Here is an 18,137-nt window from a genome sequence, read left to right on the forward strand (position 1 = left end):
CGGGCTCATAACCCGAAGGTCGCAGGTTCAAATCCTGTCCCCGCAATTTGGTCCGGTAGTTCAGTTGGTTAGAATGCCTGCCTGTCACGCAGGAGGTCGCGGGTTCGAGTCCCGTCCGGACCGCCATTTATATTGTAAAATGAGTACGAAACAAGGTTTCGTCTTTTTTTATGCAGTTTAATCAACAGCAGCTTTTTGCTCATTTATAAAAAATCAGGTAAACTACATATGGAATAGGCATCCTTAGGAGAGATCCTAAGGTTTTTTTGCACATAAATAAGGTAAAATGAAGATATGTACTATGATGTTAAAATAAAAAGGTGATTGAATGAATCAATTCGAACGAAAGACAACCGATTCTGAGGAGACTTTTCAGTTTGCTAAAAAGTTGGCGGGGTTCTTACAACCTCGGGATGTCATCGCACTGGAAGGGGACCTAGGTGCCGGAAAGACAACCTTCACAAAGGGGTTGGCTAAAGGATTAGAGGTCAAGAAAACGGTGAACAGCCCGACATTTACCATTATTAAAGAATATAAGGGGAGGTTGCCCTTATTTCACATGGATGTCTACCGGGTGGCAGATGCCTTTGAAGACCTGGGTTTTGATGAGTACTTTGAAGGGGATGGCGTGACGGTAGTAGAATGGGCACATTTAATTGAGGAGCAGCTCCCGCAGGAAAGACTGACCATCTACTTGTATCGTGAAGAAGGGGACCAAAGAAGAATGGTTTTCGTCCCGCAAGGAAAAAGATATGAGCAATTATGTAAGGAGATTTTTTCATGACAATATTAGCGATTGATACTTCTAACTATGCCTTAGGAGTAGCGCTTATTGAAGAGAATCAAGTACTTGGAGAATATATAACCAATTTAAAAAAGAACCATTCTGTTCGGATTATGCCTGCTATTCAAACCCTTATGAAAGATTGTGAGCGGGTGCCTGCGGATTTAACGAAGATTGTCGTAGCCAAAGGACCGGGCTCCTATACAGGGGTTAGAATTGGAGTAACCATTGCGAAGACGTTAGCATGGACTTTAAACATTCCACTTGTAGGTATTTCAAGCCTTGAAATACTAGCAGCGGGTGTCAGCCGTTATTTAGATGGCTATGTGTCGCCTATATTTGATGCTAGAAGGGGACAAGTATATACTGGCTTGTACCAAAATCAAGGCAGTGAACTACTAGCGGTTAAAGAGGATCGCTTAGTCATGTTATCAGATTGGGCTGAATCCCTAAAAGAGGCCGGAAAATCGATCTTATTTATCGGAAACGATTTACCACTCCATCAATCAGCTATCGAAGCCCAATTGGGATCTCAGGCGGTTTTTGCGGCTATTACGGAACATAATCCGCGTCCATCCGAACTTGCCCTTCTGGGTAAAGATAAACCTGGAGAGGACATTCATTCTTTTGTTCCAAATTATATCCGTCTGGCTGAAGCAGAAGCGAAATGGTTAGAAGCGAAAGGAAAAATATTAAATGGATAGGAATAGAGAGTTATGGTAGATTCATTTGTTTTTCGTAACATGAGGGAAGAGGACATTGACCAGATCTTAGAAGTAGAGCATGCATCCTTTACTACACCATGGAGTCGTGAAGCTTTTTATAATGAATTACACAATAATCGATTTGCGGTTTATATTGTTCTAGAGGAAAATAATAAAATCCTCGGATACTGCGGGGCATGGATTGTCATAGACGAGGCCCATGTGACGAATGTTGCGATCTTGCCTGAATATAGGGGCAGGAGACTTGGGGAAGCCATATTGACAAAAATGATGTCAACAGCCCGAGAGATGGGAGCAAAAACCATGACTCTTGAAGTGCGTGTGTCCAATCATGTGGCACAATCTCTTTATCGAAAGCTAGGCTTTCAAAATGGCGGAATCCGTAAAAATTATTATTCTGATAATCAGGAAGATGGTTTAGTGATGTGGGTAAAATTATGAAAAAAGATCAATGGATAATGGGAATTGAAACGAGTTGTGATGAGACTGCTGTTGCCATTATAAAAAATGGCCGTGAAATTGCAGCGAATGTAGTGGCATCGCAAATTGAAAGTCATAAACGTTTTGGCGGGGTTGTTCCGGAAATTGCTTCCCGCCACCATGTAGAGCAAATTACCATCGTAACGGAGGAAGCATTGAAACAGGCAAATGTTACATTTGCTGAGATTGATGCCATTGCTGTTACGGAGGGGCCCGGACTAGTCGGTGCCTTGTTAATCGGTGTAAATGCTGCAAAAGCTCTGGCTTTTGCGCAAAACAAGCCACTTGTGCCCGTTCACCATATTGCAGGACATATTTATGCTAATAGGCTTGTAACGGAAATGAAATTTCCGCTCCTCGCCCTCGTCGTTTCAGGCGGGCATACTGAGCTGGTATATATGAAGGAACATGGTCATTTTGAAGTGATCGGTGAAACGAGGGATGACGCAGCAGGCGAAGCCTACGACAAGGTTGCACGAACACTGAACATGCCGTACCCGGGCGGACCTCATATTGACCGCTTGGCGCAGGAGGGAAATCCAACAATTAATTTACCACGGGCTTGGTTGGAGGAAGGATCGTATGATTTTAGCTTTAGCGGCTTAAAATCAGCCGTTATTAATACAGTGCATAATGCCGAGCAGCGCGGAGAAGTGATTGCCCCTGAAGACCTGGCTGCCAGCTTTCAAGACAGCGTCATTGAAGTGTTAGTCACAAAAACGGAAAAGGCTGTTACGGAATACGGTGTGGAACAAGTATTAGTAGCGGGCGGGGTTGCCGCCAATAAAGGGCTGCGACATGCGTTAGAAAAGTCCTTTTCAGCAAAGCCAGGGATTGAATTAGTGATTCCGCCATTATCTTTGTGTACGGATAATGCGGCCATGATTGCTGCCGCTGGTAGTGTGATGTTTGAAAAAGGAATTCGAGCAAATTTGACGTTAAACGCCAATCCTGGACTCGATATTGAACTATATAACTAAAAACTCTTCTGGATAAGAAGAGTTTTTTTGTTGATAAGATTTTCAAAATATCCATAGAAAAAGGTTTGGATGTGGATAAGTGACTTGTTTCCTGTGTATAATGTGGATAAGTAAGGTGATTAATGTGGATATTGTGGAAAAGTAAAAAAAACATTGAAACGACTCTGTTTACAATGTGAATAAGATTGTGGAAAAGTGTATAATTTTTCTCCAAACCCCTTTTATCGAATGTTGTCGATATATGTCTTTTCGAATAGAAAAAAACCGAGCATTGCTCGGTTTTTACTCTGCCAACTCCGCCCATGCTTCCATTAATTGCTCGAGCTCCGCTTTCGCTTTTTCATTTTTAATGTTGATTTCTAATACTTTTTCATGATTTTGAAAAATGTCAGGATCGCATAATTGCTGCTCGAATTCCTGAATTTGTTCTTCTAACTCTTCAATTCTTTGTTCCACTTCTTCTAACTTTCGTTTTCGCTGACGTTCTTGTTTCTTGCTTTCCTTATCCTGTTGATAAGTATTTTTATCAAAAGCCTCTGTTTGTGCTGACATTTTTGGAGAATCAGCCAAGGCAAGTGCGGCAAGTTCTTCCTGCTCAAGTTTCTTCTCGAGATAATAATCATAATCCCCTAAATACTCCGTACTTCCATGACGGCTTAGTTCCAAGACCTTTGTAGCAATCCGGTTAATAAAATACCTGTCATGGGAGACAAAAAGAATCGTCCCAGGATAATCGATTAATGCATTCTCAAGAACTTCCTTACTATCTAAATCCAAATGGTTCGTAGGCTCATCCAAAATTAAAACATTCGCTTTTTCCAACATAAGCTTAGCCAATGCTAGCCTGGCCTTCTCCCCGCCGCTTAAGGTTGAAACAATTTTTAAAACATCATCACCGGAAAATAAGAAATTACCTAGTACCGTTCGAATCTCTTTTTCACTTTTTAACGGATAATCATCCCAGAGCTCATTCAAAACACGCTTATTAGAAGTTAGTTCCGCCTGTTCCTGATCATAATAGCCGATGGACAGGTTTGTCCCATAAAGGATTGTTCCTTCAAGGGCAGGCAGTTTTTTAATAATGGTTTTTAATAGAGTAGATTTACCGATTCCATTCGGCCCTACCAAGGCAATGCTTTCTCCTTTAAAGGCTCGAAAAGAAATGGACTCTGAAACCCTTTCGCCCTGGTAACCTACAGCCAGGGAATCGACTGTTAGAACATCATTGCCGCTTTGTTTTTCGATTTCAAACGAAAAAGTAGCTGATTTTTCATCCCCTAAAGGGCGGTCCATCAGTTCCATCTTCTCTAGTTTTTTGCGACGGCTTTGAGCACGTTTTGTCGTCGATGCACGTGCTAAATTCCGGTTGATAAAGTCCTGCAAGTCAGCAACCTCTTGCTGTTGTTTTTCAAAAAGCTTTAAATCACGCTCATAATTTGCAGCCTTTTGATCAAGGTATGAACTATAGTTGCCTGTATATCGTTGGATTTGCTTCCGGGATACTTCATAAACCTGGGTAACCACTTTATCTAAAAAATACCGGTCATGAGAAACAATTAAAATGGCCCCGTGGTAACTTTGCAAGTATTGTTCCAGCCAGGAAAGTGTATCGATATCGAGGTGATTAGTCGGCTCGTCCAATATTAAGATATCGGGTTTGGTTAAAAGCAGCTTACCAAGGGCAAGACGAGTTTTTTGCCCGCCGCTTAAACTGGATATCATCAAGGATTTATCAGGGAAATTGAGTCCATGAAGGACGGATCGCAGCTCGGCCTCGTACTGGTATCCACCCTGCTCTTTAAATTTCACTTGCAGATGATCATACTCTTTTAGGATTCTTTCGTATTTCACATTGTCTTCAAAAATATGTGGATCGGCCATTTGTTCTTCAAGGGTCCGGAGTGATTTTTCCATTAAACGCAGCGGTTCAAAAACAGTCAGCATTTCTTCCCATATCGACAAAGAAGACTCAAGACCCGTATTTTGGGCTAAATAGCCTATTGTTACTTCTTTCGGCTTAATGATTTCTCCGCCATCATGCGACAGGTGACCAGCAATAATCTTCAATAAAGTCGATTTTCCTGCCCCGTTGCGTCCAACCAGAGCCACACGGTCTCTAGATTGTAATTCTAGTTTAATATTCGATAAAATAAGGTCAGCACCATAATATTTTTGTAGTTGATTAACTTGTAACAAAATCATTCTCATTCACCTCTATTACATAGATTTAGTGTACCTTATTCCCGTTATGTCGGCAATAAACTGCTGAGCAGATTAGAAGGATGAGTGTCTTTTCTCGACAAAAAACCAAATATTTAGTTCAAAGTTTCACACACATATAGGGGAAAATAGTGTATGATTTGATAGGAGGATTCTTTTATGGCAGAGTTTACGCATTTTAATGAAGAAGGCCGAGCAAAAATGGTCGATGTCAGTGATAAGCCTGAAACGGCACGGACGGCACTTGCTCATTCCAGCATTACCGTTAGTAAAGAAATTTATGATAAAATTACTAATAATGAGATGAAAAAGGGCGATGTCTTAGCAGTTGCCCAGGTAGCTGCAGTCATGGCCGCAAAGAAAACTTGGGATTTGATTCCGATGTGTCATCCGATTCCATTAACAGGGGTTAATATTTCTTTTTCATGGGAACAAGAGCTGGATGAGAACTATCGTTTAATGATTGCTGCAGCCGTTAAAACTAAGGGGAATACAGGTGTAGAAATGGAAGCGTTAACAGCCGCTTCAGCGTGTGCTTTAACGGTTTACGATATGTGTAAAGCCCTTGATAAAGGTATGGTAATCGGACCAACGTATCTTGTCGAAAAAACGGGCGGCAAAAATGGCGATTTTAAGAGAAACGAGAGAGTTAAATTATAGTAACTAAATTATCCATGGGGTGTGGGAGATTATGAGTAATGAAACAATGAAAATACCACAGGCGACAGCAAAACGGCTGCCCCTCTATTACCGATTTTTAAAAAACCTGCATAGTTCCGGTAAGCAAAGGGTCTCTTCAGCCGAACTTAGTGAAGCAGTAAAGGTAGACTCAGCCACCATTCGACGCGATTTTTCTTATTTCGGGGCGTTGGGGAAAAAGGGCTATGGGTATAATGTTAATTATTTGATATCCTTCTTCCGTAAAACCTTGGACCAGGATGAATTAACAAAGGTTGCCTTAATAGGGGTAGGGAATCTCGGTACAGCATTTTTAAATTATAATTTTTTAAAAAATAATAACACGAAAATAGAATGTGCTTTTGATGTGGATCCAGATAAGATGGGAACTAAGATTCGCGAGGTTCCGGTTTATCATATGGATGAATTGGAGAAGGTTTTATCTGAGGGAGATATTTCAGTAGCCATTTTAACGGTTCCGGCTCCAGTGGCGCAGATGATTACGGACCGACTTGTGAAAGCCAATATTAAGGGGATATTAAACTTTACTCCAGCACGATTGAACGTCCCTCCACTCATTAGGGTCCATCATATTGACTTAGCAGTAGAGCTGCAATCGCTTGTCTATTTTTTAAAGCATTATCCGACAGTGGAAGCTGAGGATGAAGTATAAGATATAAAAGGGTTTTTCGCGTTTAATCAACGTGAAGGCCCTTTTTTTGTTCATAATAACTAGGACGGTCTAAAATTTACAATTGCACTTTACAAGCGTAACAGTGTTATGTTACATTTTATGCGGAAAGGGGTTTTTAATATGAGCGAGGAGTTAATCTCAAAGAAAGACCTATTAGAGTTAGCAGGAATATCCTATGGCCAGCTTTATCGGTGGAAACGGAAGGATCTAATTCCAGAAGAATGGTTTGTGCGCAAGTCAACGTTTACAGGACAGGAAACATTTTTTCCAAAGGAGAGAATCCTAGAAAGAATCGAGAAAATCCAAACGATGAAAGAAAATTTATCCTTGGATGAACTAGCAGACATGTTTTCACCCAATGTGGCGAATTTAAATTATAGCAAAGACGAACTAATAGAACGTAACATTGTTTCGACTGCGGTTGTCGATTTTTACCTAGAGCAGGAAAAGGGCAGTCTGCAATTTAATTTTACAAGATTGCTGGAAGTGTTCGTTTTAGAAAAATTACTTCAATCGGGTGAAATTAACTTGGAGGAAGGAAAAATGGTCTTGCAGGTGTTAAAGGACCATGCGGCGTTAATTAAGCAAAAAAGCTGTGAGTTGGTCATTACTCGAAAACTGGGGATGTCCTCCTGCCTTCTATTAATGAATGTAGAAGAATATCATTTTGAACGGGGAACGAAAGTAGTCGCAACGTTATCGTTGATGACCTGCATGGAAGAAATTAAAGCAAAATTATTATAAAGGAGAATGACAATGGATACGAAAAGCAGGGGAGACTTGGTCATTAATGGTTTCGGTGCATCCAACGGGGGCCAGTTCCGCGTGGTCACGATAAATGGCAGAGGGACGATTAACAGCGATTTAGAATGCATGGATCTTGATTGTAATGGTTCCGGTATTATCAATGGAAAGGTCGTTTCTGAAAAAACAAAAGTAAATGGGCACGGGAGATTCAGAGGGAATATCGACAGTCAGTTCATTACAGTTGACGGGTCAGCAAGAATTGATAAAAACCTGTCAGCAGAAAAGGTAAAGGTTAACGGTAAAGCAACTGTTGGTGGCAGGGTCAAATGCGAGGAAATCAAAATCCATGGGACCCTTACGGTGGGGGAGGATTGTGAAGCGGAAATCTTTAAAGCGGAATCGCAGTTTTCCATTGGCGGGCTTCTAAATGCAGACCAAATTAACATAAAGATGTTTGGAGAGTGTAAAGCGAAAGAAATTGGCGGACAAACGATTATGGTAAAGGCGAAGGGATCACTAATCGGGAATTTGCTTAAATCATTTTTTAAACCGCAGCTGGAAACAGAATTAATTGAAGGGGACAAAATTGAACTTGAAAATACAATCGCTAAAATTGTCCGCGGGAACCAAGTAGCAATTGGTCCTAATTGTCAAATTGGTTTAGTTGAATACACAGAGGAATGTTCGATTGATAAAAAGGCCGTTGTTGCTGAAAACAGAAAGGTTTAAAGGGGGTTAAGAAATGAAGAAGAGTGAAAATCTGATCATCAATGGCACGGGAAGTTACCCTGGCGGCCGTTACGATAAAATTAGTATCCGCGGGGAAGGAACCATTGTGAATGATGTCGAATGCGATGCTTTTCACGTTTATGGAACAAGTGAAGCCGAAGAGAATGTAAAGACGGGTTTCGTTAAAGTATTTGGCGAAGCCGAGGTCAAAAGGGATTTGGAAGCTGACGATACCTTAGTCATGGGAACCATGATGATTGGCGGAAATGCTTCCTTAAAGAAAATAAAGATTTTTGGATTGCTGGAAGTCGGAGAAAGATTATCGGGTGATGAAGCGAGTATTAAGGGAAGTATCTCCGTGAATGGCGATGTGGAGTATGAGACATTTGACTCTAGTGGCGGATTTGAAATCAAAGGATTACTAACGGCGGATACGATTAAGGTTGGTCTGCGTTTTGGAGAGAGCCATGCTGAGGAAATTGGCGGCGGGAGAATAACGGTGAAAAAAAGGAGTAACACATTTTTGCCCTTCGGAAAAGAGGCAGGCTCCCTTAGTGCAAAAGTCATTGAAGGGGATGACATCTATCTTGAAAATACAAAGGCCGATATTGTCAGAGGCAACAAGGTTAAAATCGGCCCGGGCTGCCAAATTGGAGTAGTGGAATACAGGGAAGATTTCACATATGATCCAAAGGCAACGATAAAAACGAAGACAAAGATATAAAGGAGAAATGGGATGGTAACGAAAGAAAGTAAATTAGGATTGGTTGTTGCGGGATTATTGCTGGGGATTTTGATGGCCTCGATGGATAATACGATTGTCGTTACGGCGATGGGTACGATTGTCGGTGATCTTGGCGGTTTGGAGAGTTTTGTCTGGGTCGTATCGGCTTACATGGTCGCTGAGATGGCCGGGATGCCGATTTTCGGTAAGTTATCCGATATGTATGGTCGAAAAAGGTTCTTTATTTTTGGATTAATCTTGTTTATGGCGGGTTCCGCTTTGTGTGGAACAGCTGAAACAATCACCCAATTAAGTATTTACCGTGCGATTCAGGGGGTTGGCGGTGGGGCACTTGTCCCGATTGCCTTTACGATTATGTTTGACCTGTTTCCGCCTGAAAAGCGTGGGAAAATGGGCGGCTTGTTCGGAGCTGTTTTTGGATTGTCGAGTATTTTTGGGCCATTGCTTGGCGCGTATATCACAGACTATATCAGCTGGCATTGGATTTTCTATATTAACATGCCTTTGGGTATTCTCTCACTGATTTTTATTACTATCGCTTATAAGGAATCACCGATTCACAAAAAGCAAATCATTGACTGGTCAGGGGCGGTGACCTTGGTCGGCGCCGTCGTATGTTTAATGTTTGCTCTCGAACTGGGCGGACAAAAATATGACTGGAATTCAAGCGTGATCCTCAGCTTGTTTGCAGGCTTCACGATTCTGTTTTTGATCTTTTTATTTGTGGAGACAAAAGCGAAGGATCCAATTATTTCGTTTTCAATGTTTAGGAACCGCTTGTTTGCAGGGAGTACGATTGTGGGCTTATTTTACGGGGCAGCATTTATGGCCGCGACCGTTTATATCCCGATCTTTGTGCAGGGGGTTTATGGCGGTACGGCCACCAATTCAGGATTAATCTTATTGCCAATGATGCTTGGTTCAGTTGTTACCGCACAAGCAGGCGGTTTTTTGACGACGAAGATGAGTTACCGGAACATAATGTTTATATCCGGCGTTATTTTGATTGGCGGCTTATTGTTATTGAGCACGATTACACCTGATACCAAGAGAGCGGTGTTGACGCTTTACATGATTATCATTGGTCTAGGGGTGGGCTTCTCTTTCTCCGTGTTAAGCATGGCAGCAATTCATCCGTTTGGAATCGAGCAAAGAGGCTCAGCTACATCGACAAGTAACTTTATTCGTTCCTTAGGAATGACAATCGGGATCACGATTTTTGGAACGATCCAACGAAGTGATCTCAAAGTAGGGTTGGAAAATGCTTTTGCTGGGATGGGGCCAATTCCAAAGGGGCAGACCTTCGGGGATTCTCGCGCAATCTTATCGGAAGAAGCAAGAAAACTAATCCCGCCGCAGATTCTCGATAAGATAACAGAAGCACTCTCAAGTTCCATCGTCCACACCTTTACATGGGCACTCGTCCCCGCAGGCCTAGCCTTCCTCTTTATCTTCATCCTAGGAAAAGAGCGGATGGTCCTAAACCGAAGCGAGGGGACATCAAAATAAATTTAAAAGTAAAAGAATAAGAAAAGGTGTCAGGCACCATGTGGAAATTTCACATGGTGCCTGACACCTAATTTTTTTTCTGCTTCTTAAACTTATCTTTGTATTTGATGTGAAAGATGATCATTTTTAGGCCTGAGCCGAAGTCGAAAGTGGCTAACAGGATAAGCAGGTAGCTGAAGAATCCCCAGCCGTTACTTTGGACATTATCGATGGCAAAGTAAGTAAATAGGGCGCCGAGGAGAAAGTAAATCAAGCCGGAAAACAAGGGTGAACGTCTCATAGAAAGCCTCCGATAAAATTTTGAACTGCCTCAGCTTGTCTTTGCAGTCGTTCAATATCGTCTTTGTAAACAGATTGAACCAAGACAACCAAGGTATTCATAGCCACATGGGCAAAGATTGGAACAAAAATGGATTTTGTTATCACATAAAGAAAGGCGAAGGTAAAGCCCATCGCTGAATAAAGCAAAATGTGCTGGAACTCCATATGTGCTGCAGCAAAAATGACCGAACTGATAAGTGCCGAAATAAAGAAGTTATATCGATTATGAAGCGATCCGAAAATGATTTTTCGAAAAACGATTTCTTCTAGAATCGGTCCAATGATGCTCGTTACAATGATTGCCAATGGGAAGGTCTCGATAATGGTCAGAATGTCTTTTGTGTTTTCAGACCCCATTTCCACCCCTAATAAGTTCTCGATAATTGCGGCAACGTATTGGGCAAAGAGCGCAAGGAAGATGCCGGCAATAGCCCATATCACCGAATTACCAATGGAACCGCCTTTCTTTCTAAAGTCGCGATTGTTCATTTCCTTTCGCAACATAAAAATAATGATGAATAAAGCAATCGTAAAACTAGCGAGGAGCCATGAAGGAACAGCAAGTCTTTGATTGATCCCAAAATAGTTAAAGCCATACAAAAAGAGTGGTACTCCGATTAGACTGGAAAACTGCATAACGATGTAAACAACCATAATCATCCAATAATTTCGTTTCAACTATCTAGTCCCCTTTAGATTTCATTTTATATTTTTGGTCGAATAGGTCATTTATAATCATCCATTTTACAAGGATGCAAAAACGCTCAAACCTTTTATATATACTATTCTTCATTCTACTCTTAAAACCGGTATTGTTTCAATTTAGAAATACTTTTAAAAAAAAGGTATAGATTACCATGTTTTTCACATACTTTATAAGGTTGTCAAAACGGATAATTGTCTTGCTCCAGCGACTAACCAAGACGCTTCTGCTTTTCGATTTTTTTTTGTAAATTTTATACTTCACACTTGCAAAAGATTTTGAGATTCATTATTATAATAATTGTGTTAGCACTCATTAATAGAGAGTGCTAATAAGTCAGAATTACATATATCTTTGAGGAGGTTGTTTGATTTGTTAAGACCATTAGGTGATCGTATTATCATTGAGCTTGTTGAATCAGAAGAAAAAACTGCAAGCGGGATCGTTTTACCGGATTCAGCGAAAGAAAAGCCTCAAGAAGGAAAAGTTGTTGCCGTTGGTACTGGCCGCGTACTTGAAAGCGGAGAGCGTGTAGCACTTGAAGTTTCTGTAGGCGATCGTATTATCTTCTCAAAATACGGTGGTACAGAAGTAAAATATCAAGGTACTGAATACTTAATCTTACGCGAATCAGATATTCTAGCAGTCGTAGGCGCTTAATTAAAAAAGTGGCAGCGCCCGTTTTAGCGGCTCACACGCTGGGCGCCAGAGCCAGACAAATAGATAAGTTTTAAATAATAGATTTAAACAATATGAGGAGGTTTTTAAATAATGGCTAAAGAGATTATGTTTAGTGAAGATGCACGCCGCGCAATGCTTCGTGGTGTTGATGCTCTAGCAAATGCAGTAAAAGTTACTCTTGGACCTAAAGGACGCAACGTGGTTCTTGAGAAAAAATTCGGTTCACCACTGATCACAAATGACGGTGTAACGATTGCAAAAGAAATCGAATTAGAAGATGCATTCGAAAACATGGGTGCAAAACTAGTTGCTGAAGTAGCAAGCAAAACAAACGATGTTGCCGGTGACGGTACAACAACTGCAACTGTTCTTGCTCAAGCGATGATTCGTGAAGGCTTAAAGAACGTAACTGCTGGTGCGAACCCAATGGGTATCCGTAAAGGGATCGAAAAAGCAGTAGCAGCTGCTGTTCAAGAATTAAAAGCTATTTCTAAACCAATCGAAAACAAAGAATCAATCGCACAAGTTGCTTCCATCTCTGCTGCTGATGAAGAAGTAGGCCAATTAATTGCTGAAGCAATGGAGCGCGTTGGCAACGACGGCGTTATCACTATTGAGGAATCTAAAGGTTTCACAACTGAATTAGACGTAGTAGAAGGTATGCAATTTGACCGTGGTTACACTTCTGCCTACATGGTAACTAACACTGATAAAATGGAAGCTGTTTTAGAAAATCCATATATCTTAATCACTGATAAGAAGATTTCTAGCATTCAAGAAATCCTTCCAGTTCTTGAGCAAGTAGTTCAACAAGGCAAGCCGCTATTATTAGTTGCTGAAGATGTTGAAGGTGAAGCACTTTCTACTTTAGTAGTTAACAAGCTTCGCGGAACATTCAATGCTGTTGCTGTTAAAGCTCCAGGCTTTGGTGATCGTCGTAAAGCAATGCTTGAAGATATCGCTGCTCTAACTGGCGGGGAAGTAATTACTGAAGAATTAGGCCGTGAGCTTAAAACTACACAAATCGGCTCTTTAGGTCGTGCTGCTAAAGTTGTTGTAACAAAAGAAAATACAACAATCGTTGAGGGTGCAGGAGATACTGCTGAAATCGCAGCTCGTGTGAACCAAATCCGTGTTCAATTAGAAGAAACTACTTCTGAATTTGACCGTGAAAAATTACAAGAGCGTTTAGCTAAATTAGCTGGCGGTGTGGCAGTAATCAAAGTTGGTGCTGCAACTGAAACGGAATTAAAAGAGCGCAAACTTCGTATCGAAGACGCATTAAACTCTACTCGTGCTGCAGTTGAAGAAGGTATCGTATCCGGTGGTGGTGTAGCCCTTCTTAACGTATACAGCAAAGTAGCTGAAATCCAAGCTGAAGGCGACGTAGCAACTGGTATCAACATCGTATTACGTGCGATGGAAGAGCCTGTACGCACAATCGCTCACAACGCTGGTCTTGAAGGATCTGTTATCGTTGACCGCTTAAAGCGCGAAGAAATCGGTACTGGTTTCAACGCTGCAAACGGCGAATGGGTAAACATGATTCAAGCTGGTATCGTTGACCCAACTAAAGTAACTCGTTCAGCACTTCAAAACGCTGCATCCGTAGCTGCTATGTTCTTAACAACTGAGGCAGTTGTTGCTGACAAACCAGAGCCAGCTGGCTCAGGCATGCCTGACATGTCCGGAATGGGCGGCATGGGTGGAATGGGCGGCATGATGTAATCTGCTCAACCCTTTGATGTGAGTGGGTTTGTGTATAAGATGAGAATAAAATAGAGGATTTAAGCGGAGGCTTCTCATAAGTTGAGTAAACTTATGGGGAGCTTCTTTTTTTTGATTATTTTGAGATGTGCAGTTTTTGTAAATCATCCCAAAATCCAAGCCTATCCATTATTTTGTAAATTTATTAACATTATAAAGAAAATTGAACTTTTAGAATGGTAGATATAACATTAATTTTAAGAGATAAACTGTTATTATTATTTAATTAGTGTGTTATACCTTGGAAGATGATATTGATTTATGGAATAGAAATAATGATGGTAGACAAATATGCTCCCAAAGCAAGGCGAGAAATGGAAGTAAAGATTATTGGACCATCGGTGATCTGGGTGCAAAAGGTGTTTTTGAGAACGTAAAACAGCAATTAGGCTCAAGTAAAGAAATCGCTTATCAATTTGTTACAGCAGTTAATTGTATGATGATCAACTCATTAAGAAAGGTGAGTAGATAAATGGTGTCGAAACGACAAAAGGACATCGTGTTGTCTTTAATGAAGGAGAAAGAACCTGTTACAGCCGAATGGATGGCCAAAGAACTTGGTGTGAGTGATAGAACCATTCGTACTGAGATCAAAGAACTTCAATCACAATCCACTTCGCTAGGAATCATTATTGAATCCGTTCGAGGAAAAGGGTATCTATTAGATATAAAGGATTATGAAGTGTTTGAGCAGGAGTTTATTTCTAATGCGAATGATGCAATAAATGAAAACCAATCTGATTTTTCCGAAAAGGAAAATCGGGTTTTGTATATGTTAAAACGATTTTTATTAGAAAAGGAACCAATAAAATTAGAAAGTCTTGAAGAAGAGCTATTTGTTACCAAGCCTAAGCTTCAAAATGACTTAAAAATCGTCCGTGAATTATTGGAAAGTTATCATTTAAAGTTAGTTTCTAGACCGCATCATGGTACGCAGGCAGAAGGCGATGAATATATGAAGCGGCTATGTTTTTCAAATTATATTTTACGGCGAAATAGCAACTTAAACATTGACAGTAATTCTTTTCACCTTTTGGATCAAAATCTGTTTGAAAAGATAAAGGAAACGATCATAAAAAAAGTGAATGAATACAAAATTGAGGTATCTGACATTGCACTCGAAAATTTGGCAACCCATATCACAATTGGATGCAAGAGAATTGAAGAAGGATTTGTCATTGAAAACCTTGAACAAGATTTAATAGGAAAATATCCATTTGAAAAAATAGTGGCCAATGAAATTGTAAAAGAGGTAGAGGATTTTACGGGTTTGAAATTTCCAAAATCCGAGATTGATTATATTATTGTCCATTTGTTGGGGACAAAATTAATTCATAAGAATACATTGAATGAATTTAGTAAATTTGATGAACTAGGCACCATCATTCATTGCATGCTGGAAAGATTGAAAACCGAATTAAATTGGGATTTTCAAGACGATTCCGAATTCATTCAAGCGTTGACTTTGCACATTCGGCCTGCAATGAACAGGTTGCGCTATAACATGAACATTCGGAATCCATTATTAGACGAAATTAAACGAAAATATCCTAGTGCTTTTGAGGGGGCTGCCATTGCGAGCAGATGTATCGACGAATATTTGGAGATAGAGGTAGGAGAGCACGAAATTGCTTATATTGCCTTACATATCGGTGTGGCATTAGAAAGAATGAAGACAAGGAAGAAAAAGGCAAAACGGGTACTTGTGGTATGTGCATCTGGTGTGGGGAGTGCAAGGCTTTTGTTTTATCGCTTACGAAATGAATTTAATGATGAAATCGATATTGTGGCTACAACCAATTATTATCAATTAAAAGAATACGATCTATCGTCTATTGATTTTATTATTAGTACCATCCCAATAAAAGAGGAAATAGGCATCCCAGTACTAGTCGTTAATACCTTTTTAGGGGAAGGAGATATTGCCAATATTCGGAAGGGAGTATCGTCTGTTAAAGAGTGTGAGGGTCAGAGCTATTTAGATAAATCCAAAGTTTTTATTCATAAAGACTTTGAGGATAAAGAAAGCGTTATTCGTTTTATGTGTGATGAATTATACAAACAAAAACTCGTCTCCAAAGATTATGTGAATTTGGTGTTGGAAAGGGAGGCGGTCGCTCCAACCAGCTTTGGGAATCTTGTGGCCATCCCTCATCCACTTACGCCGGAAACAGAAGAAACATTTTGGACCGTGTGCACATTAAAGAGACCGATCGAATGGACAGACAAACATAGGGTTCAATTTATTTGCTTGTTGAACATAAGAAAAGTACCTGAGGATGATCTGGAAAGGATGTATAAAAGGCTTATTGCTCTAGTTGAAAACAGTACAACGGTCCAAAAAGTTATAAAGAGTGAATCAGCTGAAGAAATTATTAAGATATTAAATGAATCTTAACTTATGCCATAGGAAAAGAGCGAGGGTATTCCAAAAGGAATTCCCTTTTTTAGTTTGGGGCTATTACCGAAGGATAATTAATTTACATGACAAAAACTTCATTTTAATTTTTCATTATATTTCCGTTACGTAACGGAAAAATCCTTTCTGTAAAATTAAACGCTTTCAACGTAAACTTTAAACATAAAGAGATTAAAGCACTCTTAAAACAATGGCAAATTAGCTGTTTAGATTAATTAAGGTTTTGTTTTTTAACTTTTATGGATAATAGGAGGAATAAATCGATGAATATTTTATTATGTTGTGCAGCCGGAATGAGTACAAGTTTGCTGGTAACCAAGATGGAAAAAGCAGCCCAAGAACAAGGTTTGGAAGGGAAAATCTGGGCAGTTGCAGCTAATTCAGTCAATCATCATATTGACAATGCGGATGTCCTTCTTTTAGGACCTCAAGTTAGATACCTTCTTTCAAATATGAAAAAGTTAGGTGAAGAAAAGGGCATTCCAGTGGATGCCATCAATCCAATCCACTATGGTACGTGTAATGGAGCAGAAGTTTTAAAAACAGCTATAAATCTAGCTAATAATAAATAATAAAAGGAGAAAAGAAAATGAGTAAATTCAACAGCTTTCTAGAAGAGAAAGTCATGCCCGTTGCAGGGAAAATTGGTGCGCAAAGACACTTATTGGCTCTTCGTGATGGTCTTATTGCGACCATGCCATTCATTGTCATTGGTTCATTTTTCTTGATCGTGGCTAATTTGCCGATTCCAGGTTATGCTGATTGGATGACTTCTATTTTTGGCCCAACATGGGCTGCTAAATTAAGTTATCCAGTAGATGCAACTTTCAATATCATGTCACTTATTGCAGCGTTCGCTGTGGCTTACCGACTAGCAGAAAGCTATAAGCTTGACGCGATGAGTGCGGGTGCAATTTCAGTTGCTGCTTTCATGTTGACAACACCATTTAGTTTCTTATTTACTCCAGTTGGAGCTGAAGAAGGAGTTTTGGTAACTGGTGCAATTTCAAAAGCTTTCTTGAGCAGTAAAGGTTTGTTTGTTGCGTTACTTTTTGCAATTATATCAACAGAAATTTATCGTTGGGTCGTCAAAAAAGATATTGTTATTAAAATGCCAGAGGGTGTACCGCCTAGTGTTGGTAAATCATTTGCAGCATTAATTCCAGGATTTTTTGTTCTTCTTGTGGTTTGGGTAATCCGTTTACTTGTTGAAATGACTCCTTATCAGAGTATCAACGGATTAGTTACGACCCTTTTAGGTGATCCGCTAAAATTGGTAGGGCTTACTCTAGGTGGAACCATTGTTGCTGAATTATTCGTAACTTTATTATGGGCTACTGGATTACACGGTACAAACATTGTTAAAAGTGTAATGGAACCAATTTGGTTTGGTGCGATGGGTGACAATATGACGGCCTATCAAGCTGGCCAACCTCTACCGCATATTGTTACACAACAATTCTGGGATAACTTCGTCCACATAGGTGGAACAGGTGTAACATTTGGTTTGGTTCTATCAATGGTTATGTTTGCTAAATCCCAACAAATGAAAAGTCTTGGTCGTTTGGCGCTTGCTCCAAGCATCTTTAACATTAACGAGCCATTAATCTTTGGTATGCCAATCGTGTTAAACCCAATCATGATCATTCCATTCGTTCTTACTTCAATCGTTACCGTTATTGTAACATTCCTAGGAATGGATATGGGATTGGTCGCAAAGCCATCCGGTATTGCAGTGCCTTGGACCATGCCGCCAATTATCTCAGGATATCTTGCTTCTGGCGGACATATTTCAGGTGCCATCATGAATGTAGTTAACATTGTTATTTCATTTATAATTTATCTTCCTTTCTTCAGAATATATGATAAAGCGAAGAAGAGAGAAGAAGATGCAATGAACATAGGTGAAAAAAAGGAAATTATCGCCTAAGAAAAAAGACTGGGTATTTGTTTGG

General features: G+C 40.1%; 19 protein-coding genes and 1 tRNA gene. 17 read left to right on the plus strand and 3 right to left on the minus strand.

The genetic code is table 11. The features are described 5' to 3' along the window. Positions 1-49: 49 nt before the first annotated feature. The 5 genes from KW850_RS29480 (at position 50) to tsaD (ending at position 2,969) form a co-directional block, all read left to right on the plus strand. Positions 50-126, plus strand: a tRNA-Asp gene (locus KW850_RS29480). Positions 127-328: 202 nt separating this feature from the next. After that, positions 329-784 carry a tRNA (adenosine(37)-N6)-threonylcarbamoyltransferase complex ATPase subunit type 1 TsaE gene (gene tsaE / locus KW850_RS29485; RefSeq protein ID WP_218351249.1) on the plus strand — a complete coding sequence of 152 codons (456 nt, stop codon included), beginning with the start codon at positions 329-331 and terminating at the stop codon, positions 782-784. Next, the gene (tsaB, locus tag KW850_RS29490) at positions 781-1,488 is read left to right on the plus strand and encodes a tRNA (adenosine(37)-N6)-threonylcarbamoyltransferase complex dimerization subunit type 1 TsaB (protein WP_218351250.1); all 708 of its coding nucleotides are present in this window, start codon (positions 781-783) and stop codon (positions 1,486-1,488) included. The genes tsaE and tsaB overlap by 4 nt, the downstream gene beginning before the upstream one ends. Before the next feature lie 12 nt (positions 1,489-1,500). Continuing rightward, the gene (gene rimI, locus KW850_RS29495; RefSeq protein WP_218351251.1) at positions 1,501-1,950 is read left to right on the plus strand and encodes a ribosomal protein S18-alanine N-acetyltransferase; all 450 of its coding nucleotides are present in this window, start codon (positions 1,501-1,503) and stop codon (positions 1,948-1,950) included. After that, on the plus strand, positions 1,947-2,969 hold the full coding sequence (gene tsaD, locus KW850_RS29500; protein ID WP_218351252.1) for a tRNA (adenosine(37)-N6)-threonylcarbamoyltransferase complex transferase subunit TsaD: 1,023 nt from the start codon (positions 1,947-1,949) through the stop codon (positions 2,967-2,969). The genes rimI and tsaD overlap by 4 nt, the downstream gene beginning before the upstream one ends. A 282-nt stretch (positions 2,970-3,251) precedes the next feature. Here tsaD and KW850_RS29505 read toward each other — a convergent pair whose 3' ends face one another. Then, the gene (locus KW850_RS29505; protein WP_218351253.1) at positions 3,252-5,171 is read right to left on the minus strand and encodes an ABC transporter ATP-binding protein; all 1,920 of its coding nucleotides are present in this window, start codon (positions 5,169-5,171) and stop codon (positions 3,252-3,254) included. A gap of 177 nt (positions 5,172-5,348) precedes the next feature. Between KW850_RS29505 and moaC the strand changes: the two genes are divergently transcribed. The 6 genes from moaC to KW850_RS29535 all read left to right on the plus strand — a co-directional run bounded on the left by moaC (position 5,349) and on the right by KW850_RS29535 (position 10,291). After that, positions 5,349-5,849, plus strand: a complete 501-nt coding sequence (moaC, locus tag KW850_RS29510) for a cyclic pyranopterin monophosphate synthase MoaC (protein WP_218351254.1) — start codon at positions 5,349-5,351, stop codon at positions 5,847-5,849. Between the two features lie 31 nt (positions 5,850-5,880). Further along, positions 5,881-6,540: a redox-sensing transcriptional repressor Rex gene (locus tag KW850_RS29515; RefSeq protein ID WP_218351255.1), complete on the plus strand. Its 660-nt coding sequence runs from the start codon at positions 5,881-5,883 to the stop codon at positions 6,538-6,540. Between the two features lie 141 nt (positions 6,541-6,681). Continuing rightward, positions 6,682-7,305, plus strand: a complete 624-nt coding sequence (locus KW850_RS29520) for a YhbD family protein (protein WP_218351256.1) — start codon at positions 6,682-6,684, stop codon at positions 7,303-7,305. A gap of 12 nt (positions 7,306-7,317) precedes the next feature. Next, positions 7,318-8,037, plus strand: coding sequence for a polymer-forming cytoskeletal protein (locus KW850_RS29525; protein ID WP_218351257.1), 720 nt, complete (start codon positions 7,318-7,320; stop codon positions 8,035-8,037). Positions 8,038-8,050: 13 nt separating this feature from the next. Next, positions 8,051-8,761, plus strand: a complete 711-nt coding sequence (locus tag KW850_RS29530; RefSeq protein WP_218351258.1) for a cytoplasmic protein — start codon at positions 8,051-8,053, stop codon at positions 8,759-8,761. 12 nt (positions 8,762-8,773) lie between these two features. Beyond that, positions 8,774-10,291: an MDR family MFS transporter gene (locus KW850_RS29535; protein WP_218351259.1), complete on the plus strand. Its 1,518-nt coding sequence runs from the start codon at positions 8,774-8,776 to the stop codon at positions 10,289-10,291. A gap of 67 nt (positions 10,292-10,358) precedes the next feature. Here KW850_RS29535 and KW850_RS29540 read toward each other — a convergent pair whose 3' ends face one another. Together KW850_RS29540 and KW850_RS29545 are read right to left on the minus strand one after the other, a co-directional pair. Next, positions 10,359-10,571 carry a YdiK family protein gene (locus tag KW850_RS29540; RefSeq protein ID WP_218351260.1) on the minus strand — a complete coding sequence of 71 codons (213 nt, stop codon included), beginning with the start codon at positions 10,569-10,571 and terminating at the stop codon, positions 10,359-10,361. Then, positions 10,568-11,290: a CPBP family intramembrane glutamic endopeptidase gene (locus tag KW850_RS29545; protein ID WP_218351261.1), complete on the minus strand. Its 723-nt coding sequence runs from the start codon at positions 11,288-11,290 to the stop codon at positions 10,568-10,570. Before KW850_RS29545 ends, KW850_RS29540 begins: the two co-directional genes overlap by 4 nt. Positions 11,291-11,687: 397 nt before the next feature. On the opposite strand from KW850_RS29545, the gene groES reads away from it, so the two are divergent. The 6 genes from groES to celB all read left to right on the plus strand — a co-directional run bounded on the left by groES (position 11,688) and on the right by celB (position 18,112). Continuing rightward, on the plus strand, positions 11,688-11,975 hold the full coding sequence (gene groES / locus KW850_RS29550) for a co-chaperone GroES (protein ID WP_026565252.1): 288 nt from the start codon (positions 11,688-11,690) through the stop codon (positions 11,973-11,975). Between the two features lie 111 nt (positions 11,976-12,086). Next, the gene (gene groL, locus KW850_RS29555) at positions 12,087-13,724 is read left to right on the plus strand and encodes a chaperonin GroEL (protein ID WP_218351262.1); all 1,638 of its coding nucleotides are present in this window, start codon (positions 12,087-12,089) and stop codon (positions 13,722-13,724) included. Between the two features lie 280 nt (positions 13,725-14,004). After that, positions 14,005-14,235 (plus strand): hypothetical protein, encoded by a 231-nt coding sequence (locus KW850_RS29560; RefSeq protein WP_218351263.1) that lies wholly within the window; start codon positions 14,005-14,007, stop codon positions 14,233-14,235. Next, positions 14,236-16,161 (plus strand): BglG family transcription antiterminator, encoded by a 1,926-nt coding sequence (locus tag KW850_RS29565; protein WP_218351264.1) that lies wholly within the window; start codon positions 14,236-14,238, stop codon positions 16,159-16,161. A 284-nt stretch (positions 16,162-16,445) separates the two neighbouring features. After that, complete coding sequence (locus tag KW850_RS29570) at positions 16,446-16,754, plus strand: PTS sugar transporter subunit IIB (RefSeq protein WP_218351265.1); 309 nt, start codon at positions 16,446-16,448, stop codon at positions 16,752-16,754. Between the two features lie 17 nt (positions 16,755-16,771). Next, positions 16,772-18,112 (plus strand): PTS cellobiose transporter subunit IIC, encoded by a 1,341-nt coding sequence (gene celB, locus KW850_RS29575; RefSeq protein ID WP_026565244.1) that lies wholly within the window; start codon positions 16,772-16,774, stop codon positions 18,110-18,112. The last annotated feature ends 25 nt before the right edge of the window (positions 18,113-18,137 follow it).

It is taken from the genome of Bacillus sp. sid0103 (assembly GCF_019219025.1).

Coding starts and splice junctions, on each gene's coding strand:
- KW850_RS29570 (WP_218351265.1), top strand. CDS start 16,446: ATGAATATTTTATTATGTTGTGCAGCCGGAATGAGTACAAGTTTGCTG.
- moaC (WP_218351254.1), top strand. CDS start 5,349: ATGGCAGAGTTTACGCATTTTAATGAAGAAGGCCGAGCAAAAATGGTC.
- KW850_RS29520 (WP_218351256.1), top strand. CDS start 6,682: ATGAGCGAGGAGTTAATCTCAAAGAAAGACCTATTAGAGTTAGCAGGA.
- KW850_RS29525 (WP_218351257.1), top strand. CDS start 7,318: ATGGATACGAAAAGCAGGGGAGACTTGGTCATTAATGGTTTCGGTGCA.
- tsaE (WP_218351249.1), top strand. CDS start 329: ATGAATCAATTCGAACGAAAGACAACCGATTCTGAGGAGACTTTTCAG.
- KW850_RS29565 (WP_218351264.1), top strand. CDS start 14,236: ATGGTGTCGAAACGACAAAAGGACATCGTGTTGTCTTTAATGAAGGAG.
- tsaB (WP_218351250.1), top strand. CDS start 781: ATGACAATATTAGCGATTGATACTTCTAACTATGCCTTAGGAGTAGCG.
- celB (WP_026565244.1), top strand. CDS start 16,772: ATGAGTAAATTCAACAGCTTTCTAGAAGAGAAAGTCATGCCCGTTGCA.
- tsaD (WP_218351252.1), top strand. CDS start 1,947: ATGAAAAAAGATCAATGGATAATGGGAATTGAAACGAGTTGTGATGAG.
- KW850_RS29540 (WP_218351260.1), bottom strand. CDS start 10,571: ATGAGACGTTCACCCTTGTTTTCCGGCTTGATTTACTTTCTCCTCGGC.
- KW850_RS29515 (WP_218351255.1), top strand. CDS start 5,881: ATGAGTAATGAAACAATGAAAATACCACAGGCGACAGCAAAACGGCTG.
- groL (WP_218351262.1), top strand. CDS start 12,087: ATGGCTAAAGAGATTATGTTTAGTGAAGATGCACGCCGCGCAATGCTT.
- KW850_RS29535 (WP_218351259.1), top strand. CDS start 8,774: ATGGTAACGAAAGAAAGTAAATTAGGATTGGTTGTTGCGGGATTATTG.
- rimI (WP_218351251.1), top strand. CDS start 1,501: ATGGTAGATTCATTTGTTTTTCGTAACATGAGGGAAGAGGACATTGAC.
- KW850_RS29505 (WP_218351253.1), bottom strand. CDS start 5,171: ATGATTTTGTTACAAGTTAATCAACTACAAAAATATTATGGTGCTGAC.
- KW850_RS29530 (WP_218351258.1), top strand. CDS start 8,051: ATGAAGAAGAGTGAAAATCTGATCATCAATGGCACGGGAAGTTACCCT.